Annotated in this window: 28 protein-coding genes, 2 tRNA genes and 1 pseudogene; 14 read left to right on the top strand and 17 right to left on the bottom strand. The window is 37.3% G+C overall.

All coding sequences use genetic code 11. The features are described 5' to 3' along the window. Positions 1 to 2 precede the first annotated feature (2 nt). Together ACJJVW_RS05570 and ACJJVW_RS05565 are read left to right on the top strand one after the other, a co-directional pair. On the top strand, positions 3 to 1,343 hold the full coding sequence (locus tag ACJJVW_RS05570) for a dihydroorotase (RefSeq protein WP_339846665.1): 1,341 nt from the start codon (positions 3 to 5) through the stop codon (positions 1,341 to 1,343). Next, positions 1,343 to 1,858, top strand: a complete 516-nt coding sequence (locus ACJJVW_RS05565; protein WP_405251002.1) for a DUF4296 domain-containing protein — start codon at positions 1,343 to 1,345, stop codon at positions 1,856 to 1,858. The genes ACJJVW_RS05570 and ACJJVW_RS05565 overlap by 1 nt, the downstream gene beginning before the upstream one ends. On the opposite strand, the gene ACJJVW_RS05560 is transcribed toward ACJJVW_RS05565, so the two are convergent. After that, a complete protein-coding gene (locus ACJJVW_RS05560; RefSeq protein ID WP_405251001.1) occupies positions 1,842 to 2,969 on the bottom strand; it encodes an NAD-dependent epimerase/dehydratase family protein in 1,128 nt (375 codons plus the stop codon). The two genes, ACJJVW_RS05565 and ACJJVW_RS05560, sit on opposite strands and share 17 nt — an antisense overlap. Between ACJJVW_RS05560 and tyrS the strand changes: the two genes are divergently transcribed. Then, on the top strand, positions 2,969 to 4,264 hold the full coding sequence (tyrS, locus tag ACJJVW_RS05555) for a tyrosine--tRNA ligase (protein ID WP_298329596.1): 1,296 nt from the start codon (positions 2,969 to 2,971) through the stop codon (positions 4,262 to 4,264). The two genes, ACJJVW_RS05560 and tyrS, sit on opposite strands and share 1 nt — an antisense overlap. Positions 4,265 to 4,364: 100 nt before the next feature. On the opposite strand, the gene ACJJVW_RS05550 is transcribed toward tyrS, so the two are convergent. Further along, positions 4,365 to 4,814, bottom strand: coding sequence for a YHS domain-containing (seleno)protein (locus tag ACJJVW_RS05550; RefSeq protein ID WP_405251000.1), 450 nt, complete (start codon positions 4,812 to 4,814; stop codon positions 4,365 to 4,367). A gap of 64 nt (positions 4,815 to 4,878) precedes the next feature. Further along, entirely contained in the window at positions 4,879 to 5,856 is a 978-nt protein-coding gene (locus ACJJVW_RS05545; protein ID WP_405250999.1) for an acyl transferase, read from the bottom strand. A 315-nt stretch (positions 5,857 to 6,171) separates the two neighbouring features. Here ACJJVW_RS05545 and ACJJVW_RS05540 point away from each other — a divergent pair, with 315 nt between their 5' ends. Further along, positions 6,172 to 6,855, top strand: coding sequence for a response regulator transcription factor (locus ACJJVW_RS05540; protein ID WP_298329587.1), 684 nt, complete (start codon positions 6,172 to 6,174; stop codon positions 6,853 to 6,855). Continuing rightward, complete coding sequence (locus ACJJVW_RS05535) at positions 6,855 to 7,910, top strand: cell wall metabolism sensor histidine kinase WalK (protein ID WP_298329585.1); 1,056 nt, start codon at positions 6,855 to 6,857, stop codon at positions 7,908 to 7,910. Before ACJJVW_RS05540 ends, ACJJVW_RS05535 begins: the two co-directional genes overlap by 1 nt. Before the next feature lie 111 nt (positions 7,911 to 8,021). Here the strand turns inward: ACJJVW_RS05535 and ACJJVW_RS05530 are convergent. Further along, positions 8,022 to 8,303 (bottom strand): annotated as a pseudogene (locus tag ACJJVW_RS05530) (glycosyltransferase); the annotation flags it as partial. A gap of 707 nt (positions 8,304 to 9,010) precedes the next feature. On the opposite strand from ACJJVW_RS05530, the gene trmB reads away from it, so the two are divergent. The 7 genes from trmB (at position 9,011) to ACJJVW_RS05495 (ending at position 13,730) form a co-directional block, all read left to right on the top strand. Then, on the top strand, positions 9,011 to 9,685 hold the full coding sequence (gene trmB / locus ACJJVW_RS05525; protein ID WP_298329583.1) for a tRNA (guanosine(46)-N7)-methyltransferase TrmB: 675 nt from the start codon (positions 9,011 to 9,013) through the stop codon (positions 9,683 to 9,685). Between the two features lie 9 nt (positions 9,686 to 9,694). Then, entirely contained in the window at positions 9,695 to 10,324 is a 630-nt protein-coding gene (locus ACJJVW_RS05520) for a LysE family translocator (protein WP_298329580.1), read from the top strand. After that, the gene (locus tag ACJJVW_RS05515; RefSeq protein WP_405250998.1) at positions 10,321 to 10,671 is read left to right on the top strand and encodes an MGMT family protein; all 351 of its coding nucleotides are present in this window, start codon (positions 10,321 to 10,323) and stop codon (positions 10,669 to 10,671) included. The genes ACJJVW_RS05520 and ACJJVW_RS05515 overlap by 4 nt, the downstream gene beginning before the upstream one ends. A 168-nt stretch (positions 10,672 to 10,839) precedes the next feature. Beyond that, positions 10,840 to 11,976 (top strand): P-loop NTPase, encoded by a 1,137-nt coding sequence (locus ACJJVW_RS05510; protein ID WP_405222282.1) that lies wholly within the window; start codon positions 10,840 to 10,842, stop codon positions 11,974 to 11,976. A 2-nt stretch (positions 11,977 to 11,978) separates the two neighbouring features. After that, the gene (locus tag ACJJVW_RS05505; RefSeq protein ID WP_108877190.1) at positions 11,979 to 12,221 is read left to right on the top strand and encodes a NifU family protein; all 243 of its coding nucleotides are present in this window, start codon (positions 11,979 to 11,981) and stop codon (positions 12,219 to 12,221) included. Positions 12,222 to 12,296: 75 nt separating this feature from the next. Continuing rightward, positions 12,297 to 13,349: an NAD(P)/FAD-dependent oxidoreductase gene (locus ACJJVW_RS05500; protein ID WP_339846697.1), complete on the top strand. Its 1,053-nt coding sequence runs from the start codon at positions 12,297 to 12,299 to the stop codon at positions 13,347 to 13,349. Positions 13,350 to 13,400: 51 nt separating this feature from the next. Continuing rightward, the gene (locus tag ACJJVW_RS05495) at positions 13,401 to 13,730 is read left to right on the top strand and encodes a 2Fe-2S iron-sulfur cluster-binding protein (protein ID WP_298329566.1); all 330 of its coding nucleotides are present in this window, start codon (positions 13,401 to 13,403) and stop codon (positions 13,728 to 13,730) included. A 43-nt stretch (positions 13,731 to 13,773) separates the two neighbouring features. On the opposite strand, the gene ACJJVW_RS05490 is transcribed toward ACJJVW_RS05495, so the two are convergent. Continuing rightward, complete coding sequence (locus ACJJVW_RS05490; protein WP_339846702.1) at positions 13,774 to 14,670, bottom strand: serine/threonine protein phosphatase; 897 nt, start codon at positions 14,668 to 14,670, stop codon at positions 13,774 to 13,776. A gap of 94 nt (positions 14,671 to 14,764) precedes the next feature. Beyond that, positions 14,765 to 14,839 (bottom strand) — tRNA-Pro (locus ACJJVW_RS05485). Positions 14,840 to 14,976: 137 nt separating this feature from the next. On the opposite strand from ACJJVW_RS05485, the gene ACJJVW_RS05480 reads away from it, so the two are divergent. After that, positions 14,977 to 15,423 (top strand): hypothetical protein, encoded by a 447-nt coding sequence (locus ACJJVW_RS05480; protein WP_405250997.1) that lies wholly within the window; start codon positions 14,977 to 14,979, stop codon positions 15,421 to 15,423. Between the two features lie 74 nt (positions 15,424 to 15,497). Continuing rightward, positions 15,498 to 15,572 (top strand) — tRNA-Pro (locus tag ACJJVW_RS05475). A gap of 161 nt (positions 15,573 to 15,733) precedes the next feature. Here ACJJVW_RS05475 and ACJJVW_RS05470 read toward each other — a convergent pair. The 11 genes from ACJJVW_RS05470 to ACJJVW_RS05420 form a co-directional block, all read right to left on the bottom strand. After that, a complete protein-coding gene (locus ACJJVW_RS05470) occupies positions 15,734 to 16,687 on the bottom strand; it encodes a DUF3078 domain-containing protein (protein WP_298329558.1) in 954 nt (317 codons plus the stop codon). A gap of 154 nt (positions 16,688 to 16,841) precedes the next feature. Continuing rightward, positions 16,842 to 17,798, bottom strand: a complete 957-nt coding sequence (locus ACJJVW_RS05465; RefSeq protein WP_298329554.1) for a DUF3078 domain-containing protein — start codon at positions 17,796 to 17,798, stop codon at positions 16,842 to 16,844. Between the two features lie 65 nt (positions 17,799 to 17,863). Next, positions 17,864 to 18,373: a DUF2480 family protein gene (locus ACJJVW_RS05460; RefSeq protein WP_144782316.1), complete on the bottom strand. Its 510-nt coding sequence runs from the start codon at positions 18,371 to 18,373 to the stop codon at positions 17,864 to 17,866. A 64-nt stretch (positions 18,374 to 18,437) separates the two neighbouring features. Next, positions 18,438 to 18,755: a DUF59 domain-containing protein gene (locus ACJJVW_RS05455; RefSeq protein ID WP_013750977.1), complete on the bottom strand. Its 318-nt coding sequence runs from the start codon at positions 18,753 to 18,755 to the stop codon at positions 18,438 to 18,440. Between the two features lie 87 nt (positions 18,756 to 18,842). After that, the gene (locus ACJJVW_RS05450; protein WP_013750978.1) at positions 18,843 to 19,268 is read right to left on the bottom strand and encodes a SufE family protein; all 426 of its coding nucleotides are present in this window, start codon (positions 19,266 to 19,268) and stop codon (positions 18,843 to 18,845) included. A gap of 2 nt (positions 19,269 to 19,270) precedes the next feature. After that, positions 19,271 to 19,699 carry an META domain-containing protein gene (locus ACJJVW_RS05445; protein ID WP_298329549.1) on the bottom strand — a complete coding sequence of 143 codons (429 nt, stop codon included), beginning with the start codon at positions 19,697 to 19,699 and terminating at the stop codon, positions 19,271 to 19,273. 43 nt (positions 19,700 to 19,742) lie between these two features. Beyond that, on the bottom strand, positions 19,743 to 20,219 hold the full coding sequence (locus ACJJVW_RS05440; protein ID WP_405250995.1) for a GNAT family N-acetyltransferase: 477 nt from the start codon (positions 20,217 to 20,219) through the stop codon (positions 19,743 to 19,745). A gap of 107 nt (positions 20,220 to 20,326) precedes the next feature. Continuing rightward, a complete protein-coding gene (locus ACJJVW_RS05435; protein ID WP_405250994.1) occupies positions 20,327 to 21,541 on the bottom strand; it encodes an aminotransferase class V-fold PLP-dependent enzyme in 1,215 nt (404 codons plus the stop codon). 124 nt (positions 21,542 to 21,665) lie between these two features. Then, positions 21,666 to 22,979: a Fe-S cluster assembly protein SufD gene (sufD, locus tag ACJJVW_RS05430; protein WP_339846715.1), complete on the bottom strand. Its 1,314-nt coding sequence runs from the start codon at positions 22,977 to 22,979 to the stop codon at positions 21,666 to 21,668. A gap of 81 nt (positions 22,980 to 23,060) precedes the next feature. Next, complete coding sequence (gene sufC / locus ACJJVW_RS05425) at positions 23,061 to 23,813, bottom strand: Fe-S cluster assembly ATPase SufC (protein WP_013750983.1); 753 nt, start codon at positions 23,811 to 23,813, stop codon at positions 23,061 to 23,063. Positions 23,814 to 23,836: 23 nt separating this feature from the next. Then, positions 23,837 to 24,256: a hypothetical protein gene (locus ACJJVW_RS05420; RefSeq protein WP_405250993.1), complete on the bottom strand. Its 420-nt coding sequence runs from the start codon at positions 24,254 to 24,256 to the stop codon at positions 23,837 to 23,839.

The raw sequence follows: 24,256 nt of genomic DNA, 5'->3' as shown, positions 1-24,256 counted from the left end.
TTATGGAAAAGATTTTAATAAAAGATGCTCATATTGTTAACGAAGGAACCATTTTTAGAGGTGACGTGTTAGTACATAATGGTATTATAGAAGAAATTGCAGAGAGTATAAGTGCAAAATCTGGTGATGTGCATATTTTTGATGCAGAGGGTACTTACCTTATACCTGGAATTATTGATGATCAAGTGCACTTTAGAGAGCCTGGGCTTACTCATAAAGGAAATATAGCTACAGAATCTAAGGCTGCCGTAGCCGGAGGTATTACGTCATTTATTGAAATGCCTAATACGGTGCCTCAAACCACTACGATTGAAAAACTCGAAGAAAAGTTTGAGATTGCAGCAAACTCGTCCGCAGCAAACTATTCTTTTATGTTTGGGGGAACTAACGATAACCTAGAAGAAATTTTAAAGGTTGACAAGAAGAATGTTGCAGGGCTTAAATTGTTCTTAGGTAGCTCTACAGGTAATATGCTGGTTGATAATGAGGCTGTGCTTGAAAAGATTTTTAAGTCTACAGACATGGTTATCTCAACCCACTGTGAAGACGAAGAGACCATTAGAAAAAACCTAGCTATATATAAAGAGCGCTATGGTGATGATATACCTATGAATCTTCACCCTATTATTAGAAGTGAGGAGGCTTGTTATATATCTTCATCTAGAGCAATAGAGCTAGCAAAGAAAACTGGAGCGAGACTTCATGTTTTTCACTTATCTACGGGTAAAGAAACAGCGCTCTTTGATAACAGTATTCCACTAGCCGAAAAGAAAATTACAGCAGAGGTTTGTATTCATCATCTTTGGTTTTCTGATGAGGATTACGATGAGAAAGGATCTAAGATTAAATGGAATCCAGCAGTAAAAACTTCTAAGGATAGGGATGAGTTATTCCAAGCGTTGCTAGATGATAAGATTGACGTCATAGCCACAGATCACGCTCCACATACTCTAGAAGAAAAAAACAACGTCTACACAAAAGCTCCTAGTGGCGGCCCACTAGTACAACATGCTTTACCAGCAATGTTAGAGTTTTATCATCAAGGGAAAATCTCTTTAGAGAAGATTGTAGAGAAGATGTGTCATAACCCGGCAATACTTTTTCAAGTAGAAAAAAGAGGATATATACGTAAAGGTTATAAAGCAGATCTTGTGCTTGTAGACCTAAATGCGCCTTGGACGGTACAAAAAGATAATATTCTTTATAAGTGTGGCTGGTCTCCTTTTGAAGGGACTACGTTTAAGTCTAGAATAACACACACCTTTGTAAATGGACGCCTTGCTCATAAAAACTTTAAGGTATACGACGAACTTTTTGGTGAACGTCTTACGTTTGATAGATAATGAGAGGATTATATGCTTTATTTCTAGGTCTTTTATGCTTGATAAGTTGTCAAGACATTCCACCTGTAGAAAAGCCAAGTAACTTTATTGATGAGAATACCATGGAGAGCATATTATATGAATCTGTACTTGTATCTAGTGCTAGAGGTTATAATGTTGCGCAACTTAAACTTTTAGGAATTCAGCCAGAAACTTACATTTATGATAAGTTTGATATTGATAGTCTTACGTACGCACAAAATCTAGCGTATTACACAGCAGATGTAGATTTATACAAAGGAATAAACGCAAAAGTACTTGCAAGAGTACAGGCAGAGTTAAAAGTAAATGACTCTATAGAAACAGTGCAGAAAAAAGAGCAAGATTCTCTGAGGACTTTAAAAGCAAAAGAGGTAAAAGCAAAGTTCAAACAAAAAGATTCTACTAAGTTTAAAGAGATCCCGAGGCGTTTGGTTACTGATACTTTTAGTAGAAAAATTATACAAGTTAAAGAAGATTCTAGCGAGCTTGATTAATATGTAGCGCTATACGTGACAAAGTCACATCTAGCGGAGTGGGAATGTAATCAAACGCTTCTATTATTTTATTATTACTGTACAATGTCTGTCTTTGCAATGACTTGTAGCCTATTTTAGTTATTTGCCTTTTACGAGTAAATATGCCTCTTATCGAGTCTAAGAAGTTTAAAAATTGCAGTAAGCCGTTGCTTAGAGCTCTACTAGGTGCTTTCTTGCCTAAGGTTTTTGCTATTTCTTCTAGTAAAGCACGATAAGTGACATTGTAAGCAGTCGCAATATACCTTTCTTGTGCTAGGGTGCTATTCATAGCTTTCTCCATTAATGCTACTAAGTCTTTTACATCTATCACTGCACTACCTCCAGTAGGATATAAAGCTTTTCCTTCAAGAATATGATTAAAGAACTTTCCGCTGCCGGTCTGGTAGTTTCCTTCACCTATTACGATTCCGGGATTTAAAATAATTGTGTTTAATCCTTCTTGTGTTCCTCTCCATACTTCCATCTCTGCACCATTTTTTGTGAGTGCATATACTGAGTTTTGGGCGTCTGGATCCCAGAAATTATCTTCTGTAATTGGATTGTTTGGTGTGCTTGCCAGCGTGGCAATAGAGCTTATATGCACTAGTTTTTTGATATTATTTGCTAGGCTTAGATTTACAACATTTGCTGTCCCTTCAATATTTGTTTTAGTGAGCTCCTTAAATTGGTAAGGGTCAAATGAAATGAGTGCCGCGCAATGGTATACATAGGTTGCATCTTTAAAAGCGGCAGTGAGGCTGGGTATTTCTGTAATATCTCCTTGAACCCAATCTATACGGTGTAATTGAGATTCCGCTTTCGCGAAAGCAAAAAAAGAAACAACCTCCGCCTTCTTAGATTCGCTTCGGTACAAAGCTCTAACGCTTTGATCTTTTTGTGTGAGGCTCAACAGTAAATGTTTGCCTACAAGTCCAGTACTCCCAGTAACTAAAATCATATGGTAAAGATACATCTCATGAGTTAATTCTTGATTATATGGAGTGTATACATGATTTGTCTTTTTAATAGAAACAATAGCCATGGTCACATCCTTCTTTTTATATTTGCTACTGCCTAAATACAATAGCAATGATTAAGAATTTTGTAGAAGAATTAAAGTGGCGTGGGATGATACACGATGTGATGCCACAAACCGAAGAACATTTAATGGAAGCAATGCGCTCTGCATATGTAGGTTTTGACCCTACGGCAGACTCATTACACATTGGAAATTTAGTTCCTATTATGTTACTGGCACATTATCAGAGATCTGGTCATAGACCTGTTGCACTGGTAGGAGGAGCTACGGGTATGATAGGAGATCCATCTGGAAAATCTTCTGAGCGTAATCTTCTTGATGAAAAAACATTACGTCATAATCAAGAGTGTGTGAAAAACCAATTGTCGCAATTTCTTGACTTTACTTCGGGTGCAGAAAATCAGGCACTTTTAGTGAATAACTATGACTGGATGAAGGAGTTTTCTTTTCTAGATTTTATCCGTGACATAGGTAAGCATATCACTGTTAATTATATGATGGCAAAAGATTCTGTAAAAAACCGACTTACTGGTGAAGATGCAGATGGTATGTCATTTACAGAGTTTACGTACCAGATGGTACAAGGATATGACTTCTTACATTTATATAAAAACGAAGGAATTACACTTCAAATGGGAGGAAGTGACCAGTGGGGTAATATTACTACAGGTACAGAATTAGTTCGTCGCATAGGAGGCGGAAAAGGATATGCGCTTACTTGCCCACTTATCACAAAATCTGATGGAAGTAAATTCGGTAAAAGTGAAGGAGGTAATGTATGGCTAGATGCAAAAAGAACATCTCCATATAAATTTTACCAGTACTGGTTAAATACAACAGATGAGGATGCAGAGAAGTATATTAAAATCTTCACTTTTTTAGATAGAGAAGAGATTGAAGCACTTGTTGCAGCTCATAAAGAGGCGCCACATCAGAGAGCTTTACAAAAGAGACTAGCAGAGGAGGTAACCACTACGGTTCATGATGCAGAGGCGCTAGAAAAAGCAATCGCAGCTTCAAATATTTTATTTGGTAAAAGTACAAGTGATGATCTAAAGTCTCTTGATGAGGCGACATTTTTAGATGTCTTTGAAGGTGTACCACAAGCAGAGATAGAAAAATCTGAAATAGAAGGTGGATTAGATATTATCGCAGCACTTGCAGAAAAGACTGGATTTTTAAAATCTAATGGAGAAGCGAGACGTGCACTTAAAGAAAACTCAATCTCGATAAATAAGGAAAAAGTAGGAGAGGATTATACCATCCAGACTACAGATTTGATAAATGGAACCTTTGTACTGCTTCAGAGAGGTAAGAAAAACTACTTTGTTATTAGAGCAATCTAGTTGAGATAAAAACTTTACTAATAGAATTATGAAAGCCCCAGTGTTCAAGTGAACATCTGGGGCTTTCTAACTAACTAACCAATCTATTATAAAGTCGTTCTTAATTTTTAGTCCTTACACGCTCCCACTCAATATCTGCTTTTTTCTTTAAAGTGGCTGCTCCCTCTTCATTCCAGCTCTCAAGAGTATTAGTTCCCCATGAATTATAAAAAAGGTATAACTTGCCATCTCTTATCTCAAAAGTTTCTGGATCTATAGATACTTTCTTTCCTTTATCTGCAATGGCGTATGCACAATACCCTCCATATTGTGGGATAAATTTTTCAGGAGAATTTTTAAAAGCCTCTAAATTTTTCTGGCTTGCAAATTGGAATTTTGCACCATCATAGGTTGTGGTAAACTCTTTATCTCCTTCTATCGCTTTATTGTTAAAATATTCTGTCACGTCATATCCTTCGGCTACATATCCTTTTTTAAGGTTGTAATCCGTTTTTTGAGCGGTAGCGACAATTGTAAATAATGCTACGAGAATAAATGATAGTGATTTCATAAACTTGCTATTTTTAGTAATACGTACGTAAAGTAAGTCGTATTAGTTTTAGCAAGATTACATTTTACAGAGACATTAGGTTGCAGCCTCGTATGTCTGAGTTGTCAAAACGACCTATTACGGTAAAGCTGCCATCCTCGTATACTCGTCCAAGATCTTGAGTGGCTATAAAGGGGCAAGAAAATCTATTGGCTAAGTCAATTACATTGAGACCACCAGTTTTTGTGCCGTCTAATAAGCTTAGGGCATCTTCTGTATCTCGAGTGATGATTTTCATCCATGGAGGTGTGGTAAATATCCCGTTTCCATTAGAATAGCCTTGACTTAATAGCTCAGTCATCCCATATTCACTATGTATTGAAGACACACCAAAACCGTTGCAAAGTATTTCATGCAGTTCATCACGCACTAATTCTTTGCGACGTCCTTTCATACCACCAGTTTCCATTATAATGGTGTTCTTAAGATTAAAGCGATGGGATTCTACTAAGTCTAAAAGTGCAAATGATACACCTATAAGTAATACTTTTTGCCCTGCCTTGTCTAGTGAGTCTAGTTTATTTGCAAGTTCGTTGAGGTTGTTTAAATAAAAACCACTGTCAGGGTGATCACTAGTTTTTATTAAATCATCTACCATATATATGAGGGAAGATCCAGATCTTTCTAGATAGGAGGGTAGTAATGCTAGGATTACATAATCTTTTGGGTTTCCGTACGCTTTCGCGAAAGCGTGCCTAAAACTATCCTCATACAAGCTCAAGTTGGCAACATGGTGCTTGCTAGTGATGCTCCCCGTAGTCCCACTACTACTAAATACAACCGAAGTCTCTGATCCAGCCGTTAGAATGATATGCGATTTAAAAAATTGAATAGGTAAAAAAGGAATGTCTCTGCTTCTTTTTATCTCACTAGGGTGTTTGTAGAGCAAGTCACAAAAAGATCTGTAGGTATTATTATTCTCAAATTGAAAGCGAAATGCCTCCAGCGCAGCTTCTTCAAATTGTGCATCTGTAGTGATATCAAAAATAGACCGTTGGGGCATTGAGAATAGTGTTTGTGCAAAGATATAAAACATATCTACCCATATTCAAGCTAGTTTTTTATGAAGTTTGATGACGGGTGAGTGGTTCTAATGATTAAAAATAGCTTGTGATAAAATATTTTTTTAGAAGTGATGTGTTGTTAATCATGTAGTTAAATGATTTAATTTTACCTTGCCAATAGTTGTGATTGTAGAAAAACTTAACAAAATCTTAATGCTCTTAACATGAGTGCCGGCAATTTTGCTAATACATTGCAGTGTATATCAAAAGACTAAAACAACGTATATTTACACTAGGCGTATAATATTTAAAGCATGAAAAAAAAGGACCTAAAAATACTTCTTGTAGACGATGAACCGGATATTCTTGAAATAGTAGGTTATAATCTATCTAATGAAGGTTACCAAGTTATAACTGGGTCAAACGGAGTAGAGGCTGTAAAGCTTGCAAAAAAACACTCACCTCATTTAATTATTCTTGATGTGATGATGCCAGAGATGGATGGTATAGAAGCTTGTGAAGTAATACGTGCAAATAGTGATCTAGATCAAACTATCATCACATTCTTCACTGCTAGAGGAGAAGATTATTCTCAAGTAGCAGGATTTGATGCTGGTGCAGATGATTATATCACAAAGCCTATTAAGCCTAAAGTGTTAGTAAGTAAAGTAAAAGCATTACTGCGCAGGTTTAAAGAGGAAGAAGTTTCTTCTCAGATTACAAAAGTGGGTAACCTAGTAATAAATAGAGAAGAATATAAGGTGTATAAAGGCAAAGAAGAACTGTCACTGCCGCGCAAAGAATTTGAATTATTATCATTATTAACCTCAAAACCAGGTAAAGTATTTACTCGTGAAGATATACTTGATAAAGTCTGGGGGCTAGAAGTAGTAGTAGGTGGTAGAACGATAGACGTACATATACGTAAGCTTAGAGAAAAAATAGGTGATGAGTCTTTTAAAACCGTAAAAGGTGTAGGCTATAAATTTGTGATTTAATGGCCGCAGGAGATAAGCAGTCTTACTCATTCTCTCTTATTACAGCGAGTTACATATCGATAGTATTTGCGATACTAATTGTAACGCTTGAGTTATTCCGTGATGGTGAGCCATCTTGGGAAGCGCTAGTTGTTGGGATTGGACTATGTTTTGTAGTTTCTTTTTTAATTATTCATTATAGAACGCAGTTTTTCATTATCAGGGGAGTAAAGGAGATTTATGATAACATAAAACTCCTTGAGGATGTAAGTTTTACACCAGATAATATAACTACAGACATGGCTTCCTTATCTGAGGAAGTAGAGCGTTATGCAAAACGTAAGAAAATAGAAATATCATCCCTGCGCATTCAAGAAGAGTATCGACGTGATTTTTTAGGAAATGTAGCTCATGAATTAAAAACCCCGCTGTTTACAGTACAGGGTTATATTCTTACATTACTAGATGGGGCTATTAATGATAAAGCCGTACGTAAAAAATACCTGCAACGCGCCGAAAAAGGTGTGGAGCGTCTCATATATCTAGTTAATGATCTAGATATGATTACAAAGCTTGAAGTAGGCGATCTTAATATTAACTACGAGTATTTTGATATTATTGAGTTAGTAGGTAGCACTTTTGAAATGCTAGAAATGAAAGCTGCTAGAAGAAATATTACGCTTGCTTTTGACGCGCCTTATGATGAAGGTGTGATGGTCAATGCAGATAAGGAGCGCATACAGCAGTTGCTTACTAATCTTATAGAGAACTCTATTAAGTATGGTAAAGAAAACGGAACGACAGAAGTAAGTGTACAAGACTTAATTCAGAATAAAGTCCTCGTGCGTATTACAGATAATGGAGAAGGCGTAGAAAGTGTACACATACCTAGGCTTTTTGAGCGTTTTTATCGTGTAGATAAATCTGGTAACCGTAAGGTAGGTGGATCGGGATTAGGACTCTCTATTGTAAAGCACATCATTGAAGCGCATGAAGAAAGAGTGTATGTTGAAAGCGAATTTGGAGTGGGTTCTGAGTTCTCCTTCACCATTGAAAAGGCCGAAGAATTGAGTTAAATTATAAGAAGGTATCCCTTGCTCAAAGCCAGGATATACTTTTAATCTAGGTAGCTCCTTGCTCTTAAAGCTGTCTTGTGTACAGTAGGGAGCAATTTTTTTTGATTTTAATAATTCGGCGAGATATTCTTGTTCAGTTTGACCAGGCGTAGGTATAAAAAACACCTTTTTCTTCATTACAGCAAGGTCCATGATTGTGGTATATCCAGATCTTGCAATTACGTACCTACTTTGATTAATCGCTTTTTCTAATGCAGCAGTTGTTAGAAAATTTACAACCTTAATATTAGCGCCTATTTTATCAACCTGCTCTTCAGTGGAGACCTTTCCTTGCACAATAAGTAGTTTTACACTGGCCTTCTTAAAAAGCGTGATAATAATACCCTCCAGCATAGTGCGCTGTGGTTCTGGTCCAGACAACACGGCGATATAGTCATATATAATTTCTTCCTCAGAAGATTTCATTCTGCTCAAAGGGCCTATATATTTAGTAGGGATAGATAATTTTTTTTGTGGATGTCCTAAGACGCCACTTAAATTTATATCACCGGCTACATCAGGAACCCAGCATTCGTTAAATCTTTGGAGATACATTCTATGAGCAGCAGATGAGAACCAAGTGGTTTTACCACTCAAGACCTGCAGCTGGTGGCTTATAATCACACAGGGCACTTTCTTAGTATATAATCCAAGTCTATTATCAGAAATCACACCATCTATGCCCAACTTGTAGATAAGTTCCTCAAGGTCTCTGTGTTCCTCTTTTATGGTTCTTCTTATGGAAGGCAGATCTGCAATCAGTTTTCTTTTAAAATGTGATCCTTTCTCAGAATACTCAATATTATATGACGGTAAAGTGACGGTCGCAAGCTCTGGAAATTCCTTAGTAAGCAGTTTCAAGGCTTGACCATCACTAGCGATGGTTACCTTATACTGTTGAGATAATAGGGTGTGAATTATAGGGATGCATCGCGTAGCGTGACCCAGTCCCCAGTTGAGGGGTGCAACTAGTATGTGTTTTTTATAATTCACAATGCAAATATCTAACACTTCTAACTACTAAAAGTTTCCTTAATTTTACCAAAACATTAAATATACCTGTGGGAAGTAAAAATAAGCTTAAGCGTTTTAGAGAAAATGAGACTTTTTCAAATGTAGTTCAACCTACGAGAGAAGAACTCGTAGATGGTACATTCCCATTAAAGGGTAAATGGAATAAAGACTTTTTTAAGAATGATAACCCTATTGTGGTCGAGCTAGGCTGTGGTAAAGGGGAATATTCTGTGGGTCTTGCACAATCATATCCAGATAAAAACTTTGTAGGTATTGACATCAAAGGTGCTCGTTTTTGGAGAGGAGCAAAAACCGCTATCGAAGACAACTTGACTAACGTAGGTTTTATGCGTACGCAAATTGAGTTGATAGAGTACGCTTTCGCGAAAGCGGAAATAGATGAAATATGGATAACTTTTCCAGATCCTCAAATTAAGTACAAGCGTACAAAACACAGAATGACTAATACAGAGTTTCTCCAAAAGTATAAGCGTGTGCTTAAACCAGGCGGTTGTGTAAACTTAAAAACTGACTCTGAGTTTATGCATGGTTACACCTTAGGGTTACTTCATGGCGAAGGTCACGAGATTTTAGAGGCAAATCATAATGTATACAAGAATGAATATTCTCCTAAGGAAGTAGTAGGTATTCAAACTTTTTATGAAAAACAATATCTAGAACAAGGAAAACCAATTACTTATATTAAATTTAGAGTTAAGTAAACGCTAGCCTTGGAGATAACAAAACTCTTCTTAATCACATTCTTTGCTGCTTTAGCAGGAGTTATACCTCCTGGTCTAATCAATATGTCGGTCGCAAAAACTTGCGTTGAGCGTGGTCGTAATAATGGATTATTGGTCGCGATAGGTGCTTCGTTTATTGTTATTATACAAGCACTTATTGCGGTATTACTGGCTAAATATATATTTGGCAATCCATTTGTACAGAATATGTTATTGAGAACAGGGCTTGTAATCTTCTTGATTATGGCAGTGTTCTTCTTTATGAAGGCAAAGCGCGGTAAGGTTCCTAAAGTCAAGCTTTCTAAAAATAGAGGAATCAAGAGTCTTGGTAAAGGGATGATGATTTCGGCTCTTAATATTTTACCTATACCTTATTTCTGTGCATTAGGAGCTGCATTAAATGTGAGTGGCAAAGTAGAATATGATATTGTAGCTATTGCTCTATTTGTGCTAGCTGCAGCACTGGGTACCTTTACGGCGTTGTATTTTTATGTAATATTCTTTGCTAGAATTCAAAACAGGGCAACCACATTTACAAAGTATTCTAATTACTTTATGGCGTGTCTCATGGTGATATTGATGATTATCACACTGATAAGAACCATTTACTTCGAATGAATTACGCCCCAAAAACCGAAAACTTTTTTACAAAGGTCTATGCTGTCGCAGCTCAGATACCTTATGGCCGTGTAACAAGTTATGGAGCTATCGCAAAGTATCTAGGGGCAGCGAGAAGTAGCCGCATGGTAGGATGGGCAATGAATGGGGCACACACGCATAGTGAAGTTCCTGCCCATAGAGTTGTAAATCGTGTGGGACTACTTACTGGTAAGCATCACTTCCCACAAACGAACCTCATGCAGCAGCTGCTAGAAAATGAAGGAGTAGAAGTGGTAGATGATAAAATTGTAGCCTTTAAAAAGCACTTCTGGGATCCTAGTGTGGAGTTGTCTCAAGACTTCTAGCGCAAGGCAGAGAATCCTTAAAAATCAATTAAATATTTTGTGATTAAGCAAACTTGAAATGTCAAATAATTTGAAATTTCAAAGGTTGGAATATACCTCCTTGCGGTTGTATCTTTGCATTTAGAATCAGTCTAATTAGAGATTATTCAGAATTGCTTAAATACGACAATGAAACTACAAAAAAACGATATTCTTGAGGCTTTAAAAACCATAACAGCTCCAGGTGCTGGAGAAAATATGGTAGATAGTGGTGCTGTTACAAACGTACTTACATTTGGTGATGAGGTGATAGTAGATATTACTATCAATAACCCAACGCTACAAGCACGTAAAAAAGCAGAGGTTGATATTATGAAAACCATACACGATAAAGTGTTTGCAAAAGCGCAAGTGAAGGTTAACGTAAAAGTCAACGCACCAGCCAAAGATGAAAGTAACGAGATAAAAGGAAAGGATATTCCTGGTATTAAAAATATTGTAGCTATTGCTTCTGGAAAAGGAGGCGTAGGTAAATCTACAGTAACATCAAATATCGCAGTAACACTTGCAAAGATGGGATTCAAAGTAGGAATTCTGGATGCAGATATTTACGGTCCTTCTGTCCCTATTATGTTTGATGTAGCAAATGAGAGACCACTTTCTGTTACAGTAGATGGTAAGTCAAAAATGAAGCCTGTAGAGAGCTACGGAGTAAAAGTACTTTCAATTGGATTCTTTACTAAGCCAGATCAAGCGGTTATCTGGAGAGGACCTATGGCAGCAAAAGCTTTAAATCAAATGATTTTTGATGCTGCTTGGGGAGAGCTAGATTTCTTACTACTAGACCTTCCTCCAGGAACTGGAGATATACACTTAAGCATCATGCAATCACTACCTATCACAGGAGCTGTAGTTGTAAGTACACCGCAAACGGTGGCACTTGCAGATGCAAAGAAAGGTGTAGCAATGTTCCAGCAAGAGAGTATCAATGTACCAGTACTTGGTATTGTTGAGAATATGGCTTACTTCACACCAGATGAGTTGCCAGATAATAAATACTACATCTTTGGGAAAGAAGGAGCAAAGCACCTTGCCGAAGATTTAGGAGTGCGCTTACTAGGGGAGATACCATTAGTGCAAAGCATACGTGAAGCTGGAGATATAGGTCGTCCAGCTGCATTACAAGCAAATACGCCTACAATGCTAGCCTTTGATGAGCTTACTAAGAATGTAGTGGAAGAAACTGTACGACGCAACAAGAGTTTGCCAGCTACAGAGGCTATAAAGATTACTACCATGGCAGGTTGTTCTGCTGTAAAGAATTAATTATGACCGGAGCAGAGTTAACCCAGAAAGTAGAAGATGCACTAGAAGAAATTCGTCCATTTTTACAGAGTGATGGTGGAGATATTACCCTTTTAGGTATAGAAAACGATACTATTGTACGTGTTCAATTGCAAGGAGCTTGCGTAGGATGCTCTGTAAATCAAATGACCCTTAAAAGTGGTGTGGAGATGACTATTAAAAAATTTGCTCCTCAGATAGAAGAAGTTATTAATGTTAAGGCGTAAGACTGATAAAGGTCATTTTCTTAGATAGGGGATGTATTTATTTTTGCTTTCGCGAAAGCGTATTAATAAGAATCAATGATTAAAACAGATATACTCATTATAGGTGCTGGTCCTACTGGGCTTTTTACCGTTTTTGAAGCAGGATTATTAAAGTTAAAATGTCATCTTATTGACGCACTTCCTCAACCAGGAGGGCAGTGTTCTGAAATTTATCCTAAGAAGCCTATTTATGATATCCCTGCATTTCCAGAAGTGCTTGCAGGAGATCTTGTAGATAATTTAATGAAACAAATAGAGCCTTTCCAACCAGGTTTTACACTAGGTGAGCGTGCTCAAACTATAGATAAGCAGGAGGATGGGAGCTTTATAGTAACCACAAATAAAGGAACAAAACACCACGCGCCAGTTGTAGCAATTGCAGGAGGTTTAGGGAGTTTTGAGCCTCGTAAACCGCCTATTCCTAATATTGCGAGTTACGAAGATATCGGGGTAGAGTATATTATACGAGATCCTGAGTTGTACCGTGACAAGAAAGTGATTATTGCTGGTGGTGGAGATAGTGCTTTAGACTGGAGTATTTTTCTAGCAGATGTTGCTAGTGAAGTGACGCTAGTGCACCGTCGTAATGAATTCCGTGGTGCTCTTGATAGTGTGGAGAAAGTACAAGAACTTAAAAACCAGGGACGCATTAAATTAATCACCCCAGCAGAGGTAGTTGATGTACTAGGGGATACGCATGTAAACGGAGTGACTATCAAACAAGGTGAAGATACTTTTAATGAGCCTTGTGATCATTTTATACCGCTTTTTGGGCTTGCACCAAAACTTGGTCCTATAGGAGACTGGGGACTAGAGATTGAAAAGAATGCTATTAAAGTGGATAACAGTTTGGACTACCAAACGAACATCCCAGGTATTTATGCAATAGGAGATGTAAATACATATCCAGGTAAACTGAAGTTAATCCTTTGTGGTTTTCACGAAGCAACGTTAATGTGTCAGAGTGCTTACCAGCGTATCTTTCCAGATAAACGTTATGTAATGAAGTATACGACCGTAGGTGGAGTAACAGGGTTTGACGGAACAAAGAAAGAAGCTCCTAAAGCTGTAGTTAAAGCTATAGACTAACCATACGACCATTCATTTATTACAAGGGTACTAACGCATAAATCGCTATCCATGACAGATATTAAAATTACAATCACAGATCGCGATGGCGTTGCTCACGAGATTGATGCTCCTACAGATATGAATATGAACTTAATGGAGGTTGTGCGCTCTTATGAGCTCGCTCCAGAAGGTACCATAGGTATTTGTGGTGGTATGGCGATGTGTGCTTCTTGCCAGTGTTATGTTGAGAGTGATCACGTGTTGCCAGAGATGAGTGATGACGAGGAAGCAATGCTTGCAGAAGCCTTTCATGTAGAGGATAATAGCCGTTTAGGTTGCCAGCTTCATATACATCCAGATATGGATGGATTACGAGTAACACTTGCGCCAGAGGAGTAGAGCTAAAATATGTTATTAGAAATTATATCAGGGGATTATAAGACTAGCTAGTTTTATAATCCCTTATTTTTTGAGGTCCTTCCAGTAGCACGCGATTTACATGAAGGTGGCCTTCTTCTGTGGTAGTAATATGCCATTTTATAAGAGAGATAGCGCCATTTTCTATTTCTAAGCCTGTGATACTACGCGGGTGAACACAACTGCCATCATTAAAAAAAGCAATATCTCCTGGTTCTGGAAATCGAGGTCTATGTGTATGCCCTACTATGGTGAGTAGATTATTATTTTCTGTAATCCACTTCTTAATACGTCGCTCTACTTTTATGAGCTCTTTGTAATTTTTTGCAGGACTCGTAGGATCAGAGATGCCAAATATTTGAAGTGGTTTCCATAAGATTCTCACGAGAAATCTATTAAAGCGCCATCCATGATAATTGAGCCAGTCGGCTTGATGACCATGGCATAAAAAGAGTTCTTGAGCGCTTTCCTGATGTTTTAATATCAATGCCTCATGATACTCTAGATTTTTAAATAAAACCTCTTCTCTGCCATCTTTAGGATCAAAATAAGTGCTCAAATGTTTTTGAACGTAGTTCTTATCGCGATATACCATATCGTGATTTCCCCAGATGAGGTGAAGTCGTTTTTCAAAGTGAAACTTCTGCAGTAATGTATAGACGTTTTTATGTGCACGTAAGATGCTTTCAAAGGAGCTATTTTCCCATAGCTCATCACCATCTCCTAGCTCGCAATAAGTAAAACCTTCTTTATAGTAATGTTTTAAGGCGTGGTAATAGATATTCTCATTTCTAGCAAAATCATCGGCAAAGCTTTTGTCTCCACGGTGACAGTCGGAAAAGAAAACTAGTTTATCGGCATCAGAAAATGGTATTTCCTTTGCTGCTTTGTAAGCTCTGTCTAAACGCTGTCTTGTATTCACAGGTTAAATATCTTAAAAAAGACTGAGATTAATAGGGTTGAGAGGAGTACGCTTTCGCGAAAGCGTAAAATAAACACCACGTATCTACTATAAGTCGAGTAGAGAGGATTCGAACCTCCGATCTCTGGTCCCCCAGACCAGCACTTTAACCGGACTAAGCTACTACCCGTTTTTATACGCGTAAATATAATAAAGCGTAATCATTAGGGAAATAGCATGGTTCAAAAAAACGCTCAACGCATATCTTATTAATTTTTTCGTACCTTAAAGTGTTGAAAAATAAATTATTAACTAAACCCAAATATTATGAAAACACTAATGATGCTTTGCTTTTATGTGATGGGTGCTACACTTTTAACAAGTGATGGATTGAATACCGATGAACCTGCGATGATCTTAGAAGGCGTGTGGGAATTAGAAAACCAGCAGATGTATGAAAATGGGATGCTCTCAGAAATGTTGCCCAATGAGAATGGCTATAGGCAGGTGAAGATGTATAGTAAGGGAAAGGTGATGTGGACGCGTAACGATCCTTCAGATAGTAATGAGTGGTTTGGGTATGGGACATATAAGGTGACAGATGGTTTTCTAGTAGAGCGGTTAGAATACGCTTCTGGTCCTATGATGAATATAGTAGATACGACTCAGATTTTTAGATTTGAGCTAGTGATGGGAACAAATAGCTACCAGCAAATACAGCTAGATGAAGATGGAAATAGGGCCGAAGGCGAGAGTTATATAAGAATAGAGTAAAATTTAAAATTATTGATCAATAAAGTTTGTGATTATATAATAGATTTTATTATATTTGCACCCCGTTAAATACTCGGGGTATAGCGTAGCCCGGTTATCGCGCCTCGTTTGGGACGAGGAGGTCGCAAGTTCGAATCTTGCTACCCCGACAAAAACCAGCCTTTTTAGGCTGGTTTTTTCATTTTAAAAGGTTTTGGGTATTCATAATCTTTTATATTATGAAGTTGCTACAAAGCAAAAATGCGAGCCTGTGAGGGCTCGCATTTTTATTATGCATCACTAGCCTTAAGGCTAGTAGTATTGCAATTACTTAGAATGCATACGTAAGTCCTAAAAGGTAGTAAGACTGTATCTTGTTGTCTACAGCGCTATCACCTACTTCAAAAGTAGTAGCAGCTGGATCTACAGCAAGTAAATTGTTATTAGCAAAGTTTACTGCCTCTTGTCTGTTTCCTCTTAAACCAAATTCAAAACCAACACCAATCTGGTTCCATAGTTTGTAGCTGAAAGAGTTAATCCATGTAAAGTTTGATAAGTCGCTAGACTCATAGCTTTGGAAAGCAGATAAGTTAGACTTGAATGCAATTTTACCAATCTGACGCGTGTAATCTGCAACAATTTTTGCTCCTAATGAAGACTCATAAACAGACTCTCCTTTGCTGAAAACAAAGTTGTAGTTAAGTGGGTGTACCACAACAATAAGATTAGGAATAGGAGTCCATGTAGCACCAACACCTAGATCTAAGTAACCTGGATCGTTAAAGTTGTTTAATAAAGTAGTTCTGTATTCACCTAATGCAGATACAGCGATTTTGTCAGTTAGTTTGTAACCGTATAAAGAAGATACATTAAAAACATCTGTAGTCTCTCTAAAGCTATCATCTTCTTCTGGGCTGTCGTTATCTTTATCGTCAAATTTTACCCATCCTAAGTTTACGCTAAGGCTGTTTCTCCAGAAATATTTTTCTTCTAGTTTGTTTGCAAAAGCATTACCAGTAATACCAATGTTTGCAGAAGATACGTTAGGCGTACCTTGAGAATACCAGTTACTGAATTCAGAGAAATTTCCTCCTATAGTTCCAAATGCTCCGTATTTCCATCCTGGAAGGGCATCGATTTGTGCTTGTAAACTATTTACTTCTCCTTGAAGCTTTGCAATTTCTGCTTTCTTAGGAGCTTGTTGCGCCTTTAATTCTTCTTCTGTTTGTGCTTGCGCGCTGATTGTGAGGAGTATAGCTGCTCCTAAAACAATAAGTCTTTTCATAATAATTATTAGTTAAGATTTGTAGCGCAAAGATATAATTAAATAAAAACTGCGCTGTTTAATCCCATGTAAATTAATGGTATTATCTCTTTATCGATTAAATATGACATTAATCGTTAGCTAGTAAAAATAGTTTTGTAAAGTGGTGTGCTATTTAAGATTTCCACTCAAGAAAAGCGTACTTAAGTCCTACTCCAAGTACTTCTCGCACTTGTAAACCGCTCACTGCATTTTCATCATAAATGAGTTGTAGTGCGAGATTAGTAGTGACATATTTATTCACTTGCATGGCGATATTTAGCGTGTAATCTAAGTCGACATTTTTTACCTTCTCCAGATAATCTGCATACAGGTTTAAGGTGTTTTCAAAAACCACGTTTTCAAAAAGCTCTTCTTTGTAATACACGCTTAATGATGATCCTAATTCAAAACGGGTATTCTCATTTGCAGCTACACCAAAGAATGGTTCGTAAGCAGCTAAGGCTACAGGGTCTGTCTCGTCTACTCTTGTAAATTTAGAGTGTACAAAAATGAGTCTCGACGTAGCGGGTGCTAGGTTTACTGTAAAGTCATTGCTTTTTTTCCAAAGTATACCAGGTCCTGCCTGGATATAGGCTGGAGAAAAGGCGTCTGTTATTTCTCTTCTATCTTGTACAGTGGTGATAATCTCTCCATCATCATCAAGAATATTGCGGTCAAAAAATTCATAACCAGGCGCCATTTGCGTTCTAAAGTTAAAAACTCCGGAGTAGTACCAGTTAGATTTATTGATTCTACTACCTACAAGGCTGTTTAACTCGAGTCTGTCTGTAGTTTTACGTACAAATTTTTGATCTTTTGTGGCAGCAAGACCAAGTATAGACGTGAGTCTAGTATCCCACGTAAGTTTATTGCGTTTATAATTGAGATCCCAGCTTATATTAAAGTTACCAGCGATGTTAGAAGTACCTCCACCTTGCCATTCCTTATTAAAGGCACTTTGGCTAAAAAGTAATTCTGCAAGTCCTTTGCTTTTCCATCCATCAGGAAGAGAATCTTTTTTCTTGGTCTTCGTCTGGGCGACTAGAATGCTACTTGTGGCTAGTAGCAATAAAAAAAGATATGTTCTCATAGGGACTTACTTATAAATTAAGAAAGTAAATATACACAGGGAGTGTATGGATGTCAAGACAATTTTTAAGCGCGCTTCTTAAAGAGGGGAACGGTAGAGCAAGCTTCTCCAAACATAATACTACGTGCCACAGGCTGAAGTTTTTCTATAAGCAGTAAATATGCGTTAGGAGGTACTGGTTTATTAGAGCACCCCTTTATAATCAATGGAACACCTTGATAAGGTGTCGTATCAAGATTTGCAATAGCTGTGGTGTAAAGAATAGTTTCTAGAAGTTCTAGAGATCCTACGATGGTCTTTTGTGCAATATCTTGTAAATGGGTAGAAACAAGCATATAAGCCCATGCTGGAACAATAGCATCTGTGCTGCAATGTAGCGCTACAAATGAGCCCGAATATTGCTGCCAATCGTGATTTTTTATGCTTTCGCGAAACTGAGTTTCACGTAAAATAAAACCTTGGTCTAACCATTCAGAAATGTCTAGTGTTTCTCTCTTTCCTTTGGGATATAAATCTTCCAAATCAAAAGTGATGAGTTTACTTCCAGCGACTCTATTTATGATTTCTTCTGCCATAATAATGTAATTAAAAAGTGATGATGCGTTTTAATCTATAAGTTTAAAACGCATCACAATACTTTTATAACATTCCTAATTCTAGTTTTGCTTCTTCACTCATAAGGTCTTGTGTCCATGGTGGGTCAAATGTGATTTCCACTTCACAATCTTTTACTTCTTTGAGAGATTTTACTTTCTCTTCCACCTCAAGCGGTAATGTTTCGGCTACTGGGCAGTTAGGTGTAGTAAGCGTCATAAGGATTTTAGTATCCATGTCTTCGTTTACAAAAACATCATAAATCAATCCTAACTCATAAATATCTACAGGAATTTCAGGATCGTAAATAGTTTTTAGTACTCTTACAATCTTGTCTCCTAACTCTTCTGTGTTTACTTCCATATGTATTGTTGTACTGCAATGCAGTCTCTTTTATTTAGTTAATAATGGTGAATTGCATCACATTTTCGCGCAAGCGTAATTTGTAATCTAATTCAGTTGTGTTTGATAAGCTACAGCATATAGCTTTATCTGCTTGATCATGCTCACAAGTCCATTTGCACGGGTAGGAGAGAGGTGATCTTTAAGTCCTATCTCGTCTATAAACGAAGTGTCTGCATCTATAATTGCTTGTGGCGGTTGTCCAGAAAAAGCACGTATAAGTATTGCTATGATTCCTTTTGTAATAATCGCATCACTATCTGCAGTAAAGGCAATCTCGCCGTCTGTCATATCTGCGTGTACCCAAACCTTGCTCTGGCAACCTTTTATAATATAATCGTCAGTTTTAAACTGATTATCAATCATAGGAAGTGATTTTCCTAGGTCTATCATATACTCATAACGTTGCATCCAGTCTTCAAACATGCTGAACTCATCAACGATTTCATCTTGTATTTCTTTTATACTTGCCATAATTATATTGCTGTTGATGTTGCTTTAAAAAGTACTTGATCTTTGTTGTATAAAGTAAGTGTTCCGTTTTTAAGAGTGTACCTATTTACCTTGATGAGATTTTTAAATACTTTTTTCTCTAAGTCCATAGCCTCTGCAGGACATGCTTTCTTAGTAGATAACGGATCTGTAATATCTAATTTATCCTTAGTAAGGGTAAACGCTGCGTTATAGGAGTTGCATCCGGAAAAACCAGTTATTCTTCTTTTTTGACTTTCTATATTAAAGGTGATTCCTTGTTTTGTAATAGGTGTTTCTTCTATACTCGTAAGTGTGTAGTATCCCGAAAATCTAGGCGCTTTTACATCAGGTTCACTTTCCTTTTTTTCGGTAGCACAGCTACTTAAAAAGAGGCCTATTGTCAAAGCGATTATGTAATATGTGTGTTTCATAGTAAAAGAGTATTTGCAAAGATAGTGCCCAGAAGATTAACTGTCATTCTGTCGAGTCTAGCATTTTATGCATAAACCACATAGGACGATGCTCGTCATGTAATAATGGGAAATCTAGTCTTTGTTTTTCTGTCTTTTGAAATCCTAGTTTCTTGTAAAAGCGCTGTGCTTGCATATGTGTATCCATAGCGTCAAGCCAGATGAGGCTGTGTTTTTGCGCTATTGCGACTTCTTGTGTATAATCCATCAGGGCTTTGCCTACGCCTTTACCTTGAACAGAAGGGTCTAGGTAAATACGATGTATTTTAAAGCCTTTCTCAGAAGCTAGTGGTGGATATGTACAATCCTTAATAAGCTTTAATATGCCTACTGTCTCATCGTTATAATGCACGAAGTAATACATACTATTTGCATCACTAAGCTCTTGTTCTAAGTTTTCCTTACTATAAATCTGACTGAGATACCATGAGCAATCATCTTTCCAAAAATGCGCATATGCAGATGGATACACCCTTTTCATCAAATTGTATAATCGCTCTTGATCAACTAGGGTGACGGGCGATAATGTGATATGTGAATTTACCTGTATCAATATAACAATGTCTGAAAACGATGTTCTGCTAGATATTATGAGAGCATGGTGACCGCTCGTTTTAATCCAGTTACAAAGGTGTCTATCTCTTCCTTGGTGTTGTAAAAAGAAAAAGAAGCGCGCACTGTTCCTGGTATTTTATAATACTCCATAATAGGCTGTGCACAGTGATGACCTGTACGTACGGCAATACCTAGTTTATCAAGTATAGTCCCTATATCATAAGGATGTATATTGCCTACATTAAAAGAAATAACGGCAGTTTTATGTGCAGAAGTACCATAAATCTTTAAGCCTTCTATTTCTAGTAATTTCTCTGTTCCATATTGCAATAGCTCATCTTCGTAGCTTGCAATATTGTCAAAACCTATAGCATTCATATAGTCAAGACCTGCGCCCGTTGCAATCCCTCCACAAATGTTAGGCGTTCCTGCTTCAAACTTGTGAGGTAAACCAGCGTAGGTGGTTTTTTCAAAACTTACTTGATCTATCATCTCGCCACCACCTTGATAAGGAGGTAGTTTAGTGAGCCATTCTTCTTTTCCGTATAGAATACCCACACCAGTAGGACCGCAAATTTTATGAGCAGAACATACGTAGAAGTCGGCGTCTAGTGCTTGTACATCTGGTTTGATGTGTGGCGTAGCTTGTGCGCCGTCTATAAGAACTGCAGCGCCTACTTTATGAGCTTCTTTGATAATGTGCTCTATAGGGTTTATAGTTCCTAAGGCGTTAGATACATGATTTACAAAGACTAGTTTTAAGTTAGGAGATAACGCTTTCGCGAAAGCGTCCATATCCAGTTCACCACTTTCTGTCTGAGGTATCACTTTAAGGATGGCTCCAGTTTTCTCACAAAGCATTTGCCACGGTACAATATTACTGTGATGCTCTAGCGCCGAAACTAAAATCTCTTCACCTTCTTTTAGTATGGAAGCAAAACCATGTGCCACAAGATTAATAGCATGTGTCGTTCCTGCAGTGAGAATGATCTCGTAAGGCTTTGCTGCGTTAAAATGCTTTTGAATTTTAATACGCGCCTCCTCATAAGCGTCTGTTGCTTCTTGAGAAAGTGAGTGTACGCCGCGATGGATATTTGCATTATAGTTTGAGTAGTAATCTACAATAGCATCTATCACCACTTGTGGAGTTTGTGAAGTGGCGGCATTATCAAAATAAATAAGCGGATTTCCATTTACTTCTCTTTTGAGAATAGGGAAATCTTCGCGTATTTTCTTAACGTCTAGCATAGCATTTTTCTTTGTAACAAAGATACAAACTGGACTACTTTTAGACTACTCCAGTACGTATTGTGTTTAAAATGAAAAAGCCGTTACTAGAGAGTAACGGCTTTTAATATATGGTACTAATTTCCTACTGCTCGAAGCCGATGTTTACACCGATTTTCTTAGCAATAAGTTTTGTGATTCTTTCCTTTAACTGAGGGATTTTTACACTTGATAATACTGTGTTTGCAAAGGCATACATCAATAATGCGCGTCCTTCTTTTTCTCCAATACCACGAGATTGTAAATAGAAAAGAGCACTTTCATCTAGTTGTCCTATAGTACAACCGTGAGAACAACGTACATCATCTGCAAAAATCTCTAATTGAGGTTTTGAATTGATAGTCGCTGTATCATCTAATAAAATGTTGTTATTGGATTGGTATGCATTTGTTTTTTGAGCTTCTTTCTCAACAACTACTTTCCCATTAAATACTCCTACAGATTTATCTGCAAAAATACCTTTGTAATCCTGGTGGCTCTCGCAGTTAGGAGTAATGTGGTGTACTAGTGTGTTGTGATCTACGTGCTGTTTTCCTTCTATAATCGTAATACCTTTAAGGATAGAGTCCATGTACTCTCCTTTTTGATAAAAGTTAAGGTTGTTACGAGTGATATTTCCACCTAGAGAAAAAGTATGCACAGAAACAATACTTTCTTTGTGCTGCTCTATCTCTGTAGTATCTACAAGGGAAGCACTTAAGTTGTCGTTCTGAATCTTATAGTAATCTACAAGCGCTCTTTTATCTGCAAAGATCTCTGTAACAACGTTAGTAAGCACTTTCTTTTCTGTAAGACTCTGGTGGCGCTCTATAATTTGTACTTCAGAATTTTCTTCGGCAACAATAAGGTTACGTGGTTGTAACATCATTGCATCATTTGCTCCTGTAGCAAAGTGTACAATCTGGATAGGCTTTTGTGCTACTTTTCCTTTTGGGATGTAGATGTAAGCGCCATCTTTTGCAAATGCAGTGTTAAGAGAATCCATAGATTCTCCTTTTGCAATCTTATTAAAGTAAACGTCTATAACTTGTTTGTACTTTGGCTTTGATAGTGCTGCACCCATGGTGCATACATCAATACCATCATGCGTAGTTTCTGAAAGAAATGAGCTATACACCCCATCTACAAAAACGATTTTATAAGTATCTACATCATTAAGAAAATACTGCTTTACATCTTTAAAGTCTAGTGCAGCTTCTTTACTAGGGAAGATGTTATAATCCTCCTTAAGAATGCTGTTAAGAGATGTGTATTTCCAGTTTTCTAATTTCTTTGTAGGAAACCCTTCTGCTTCAAAAGTCTTGATGGCCTCGTTACGAATGTCGTATATAGGAGAATCTGCATCAATACTTTCTTGAAGTACGATATGGTTACTTACTAATTTATCTTTTAAACTCATCTTTTCTAAGTTATGAATCTAGACAGTTAAGTATAAGGGATATTTTTATTGGGAATATCTCTTATGAGTTGTCTAAACGTATTACGCTCCCACTTCTTCTTTTAACCAGTCGTATCCTTTTTCTTCAAGTTCAAGAGCAAGCTCTTTTCCTCCAGAACGTACAATTTTTCCATTCATAAGAACGTGTACAAAATCAGGAACGATGTATTCTAGAAGACGCTGGTAGTGAGTGATCACTAGTACTGCGTTATCTTTGCTCTTTAATTTATTTACACCATTTGCAACAATGCGTAGTGCGTCAATGTCAAGACCAGAATCTGTCTCGTCTAGAATAGCGAGTTTAGGCTCTAGCATCGCCATTTGGAAAATCTCATTACGCTTTTTCTCTCCTCCAGAGAATCCTACGTTTAATGATCTAGAAAGAAACTTACGATCCATCTCAAGAAGTTCTGCCTTCTCTTTGATTTTTTTAAGCATCTCACTAGCTGGCATATTTTCTAGGCCTTTTGCTTTGCGAGTTTCATTTATCGCAGTCTTGATAAAGTTAGTTACAGAAACTCCAGGGATCTCTACAGGATATTGAAAAGATAAGAAAACACCTTCGTGAGCTCTTTCTTCTGGATCCATTTCTAGTATTGATTCTCCTTCAAGTTCGATGTCTCCACCGCTTACTTCATACTCTTCTTTTCCTGCAATAACAGAAGCGAGTGTACTTTTTCCAGAACCGTTTGGTCCCATGATAGCGTGCACTTCGCCAGCTTTTATCTCAAGATTAATACCTTTAAGGATATCTTTCTCTTCAATTCGTGCGTGTAAATCTTTAACTGATAACATAATTCTACGTTCTTATTGTGCGATTATTTACCGCTTTCTACTTTAATGGAACCACCCTCTGTCTTGAGTTTGTCTCCTGCTTCTAATTTAATTGAAGTGTCAGCCGTTGGTGCTTTTACTTCTACTATTTCTTTAATGGTTACTATAAAATCCCAGCCTTCTTCATTAATAGGCTTAGGATTAATAATACCCTTTATAATAACTGGCACCATATCATATTCATCACGTTGTAATGGTTTGACTATGGTTGCTAGTTCGTGCATTTTATTATCTAGAGCTACGCCATAAATAAAGGAATCCCCTTTAATGATAGCAGCATCTACTAGATATATAAACTCACCTTCGATAACTTCATATGAGGTAGAAGACGAGTCTTCGGTAGATTTCTGATTACAGGATGCAAGTGAGAGACTTGCTATCAATAAAAAGACAATCTTTTTCAT

The organism is Dokdonia sp. Asnod3-C12 (assembly GCF_045063975.1).
In the GTDB taxonomy this organism is placed as follows: domain Bacteria; phylum Bacteroidota; class Bacteroidia; order Flavobacteriales; family Flavobacteriaceae; genus Dokdonia.
This window is presented reverse-complemented; position numbering and strand designations above follow the sequence as displayed.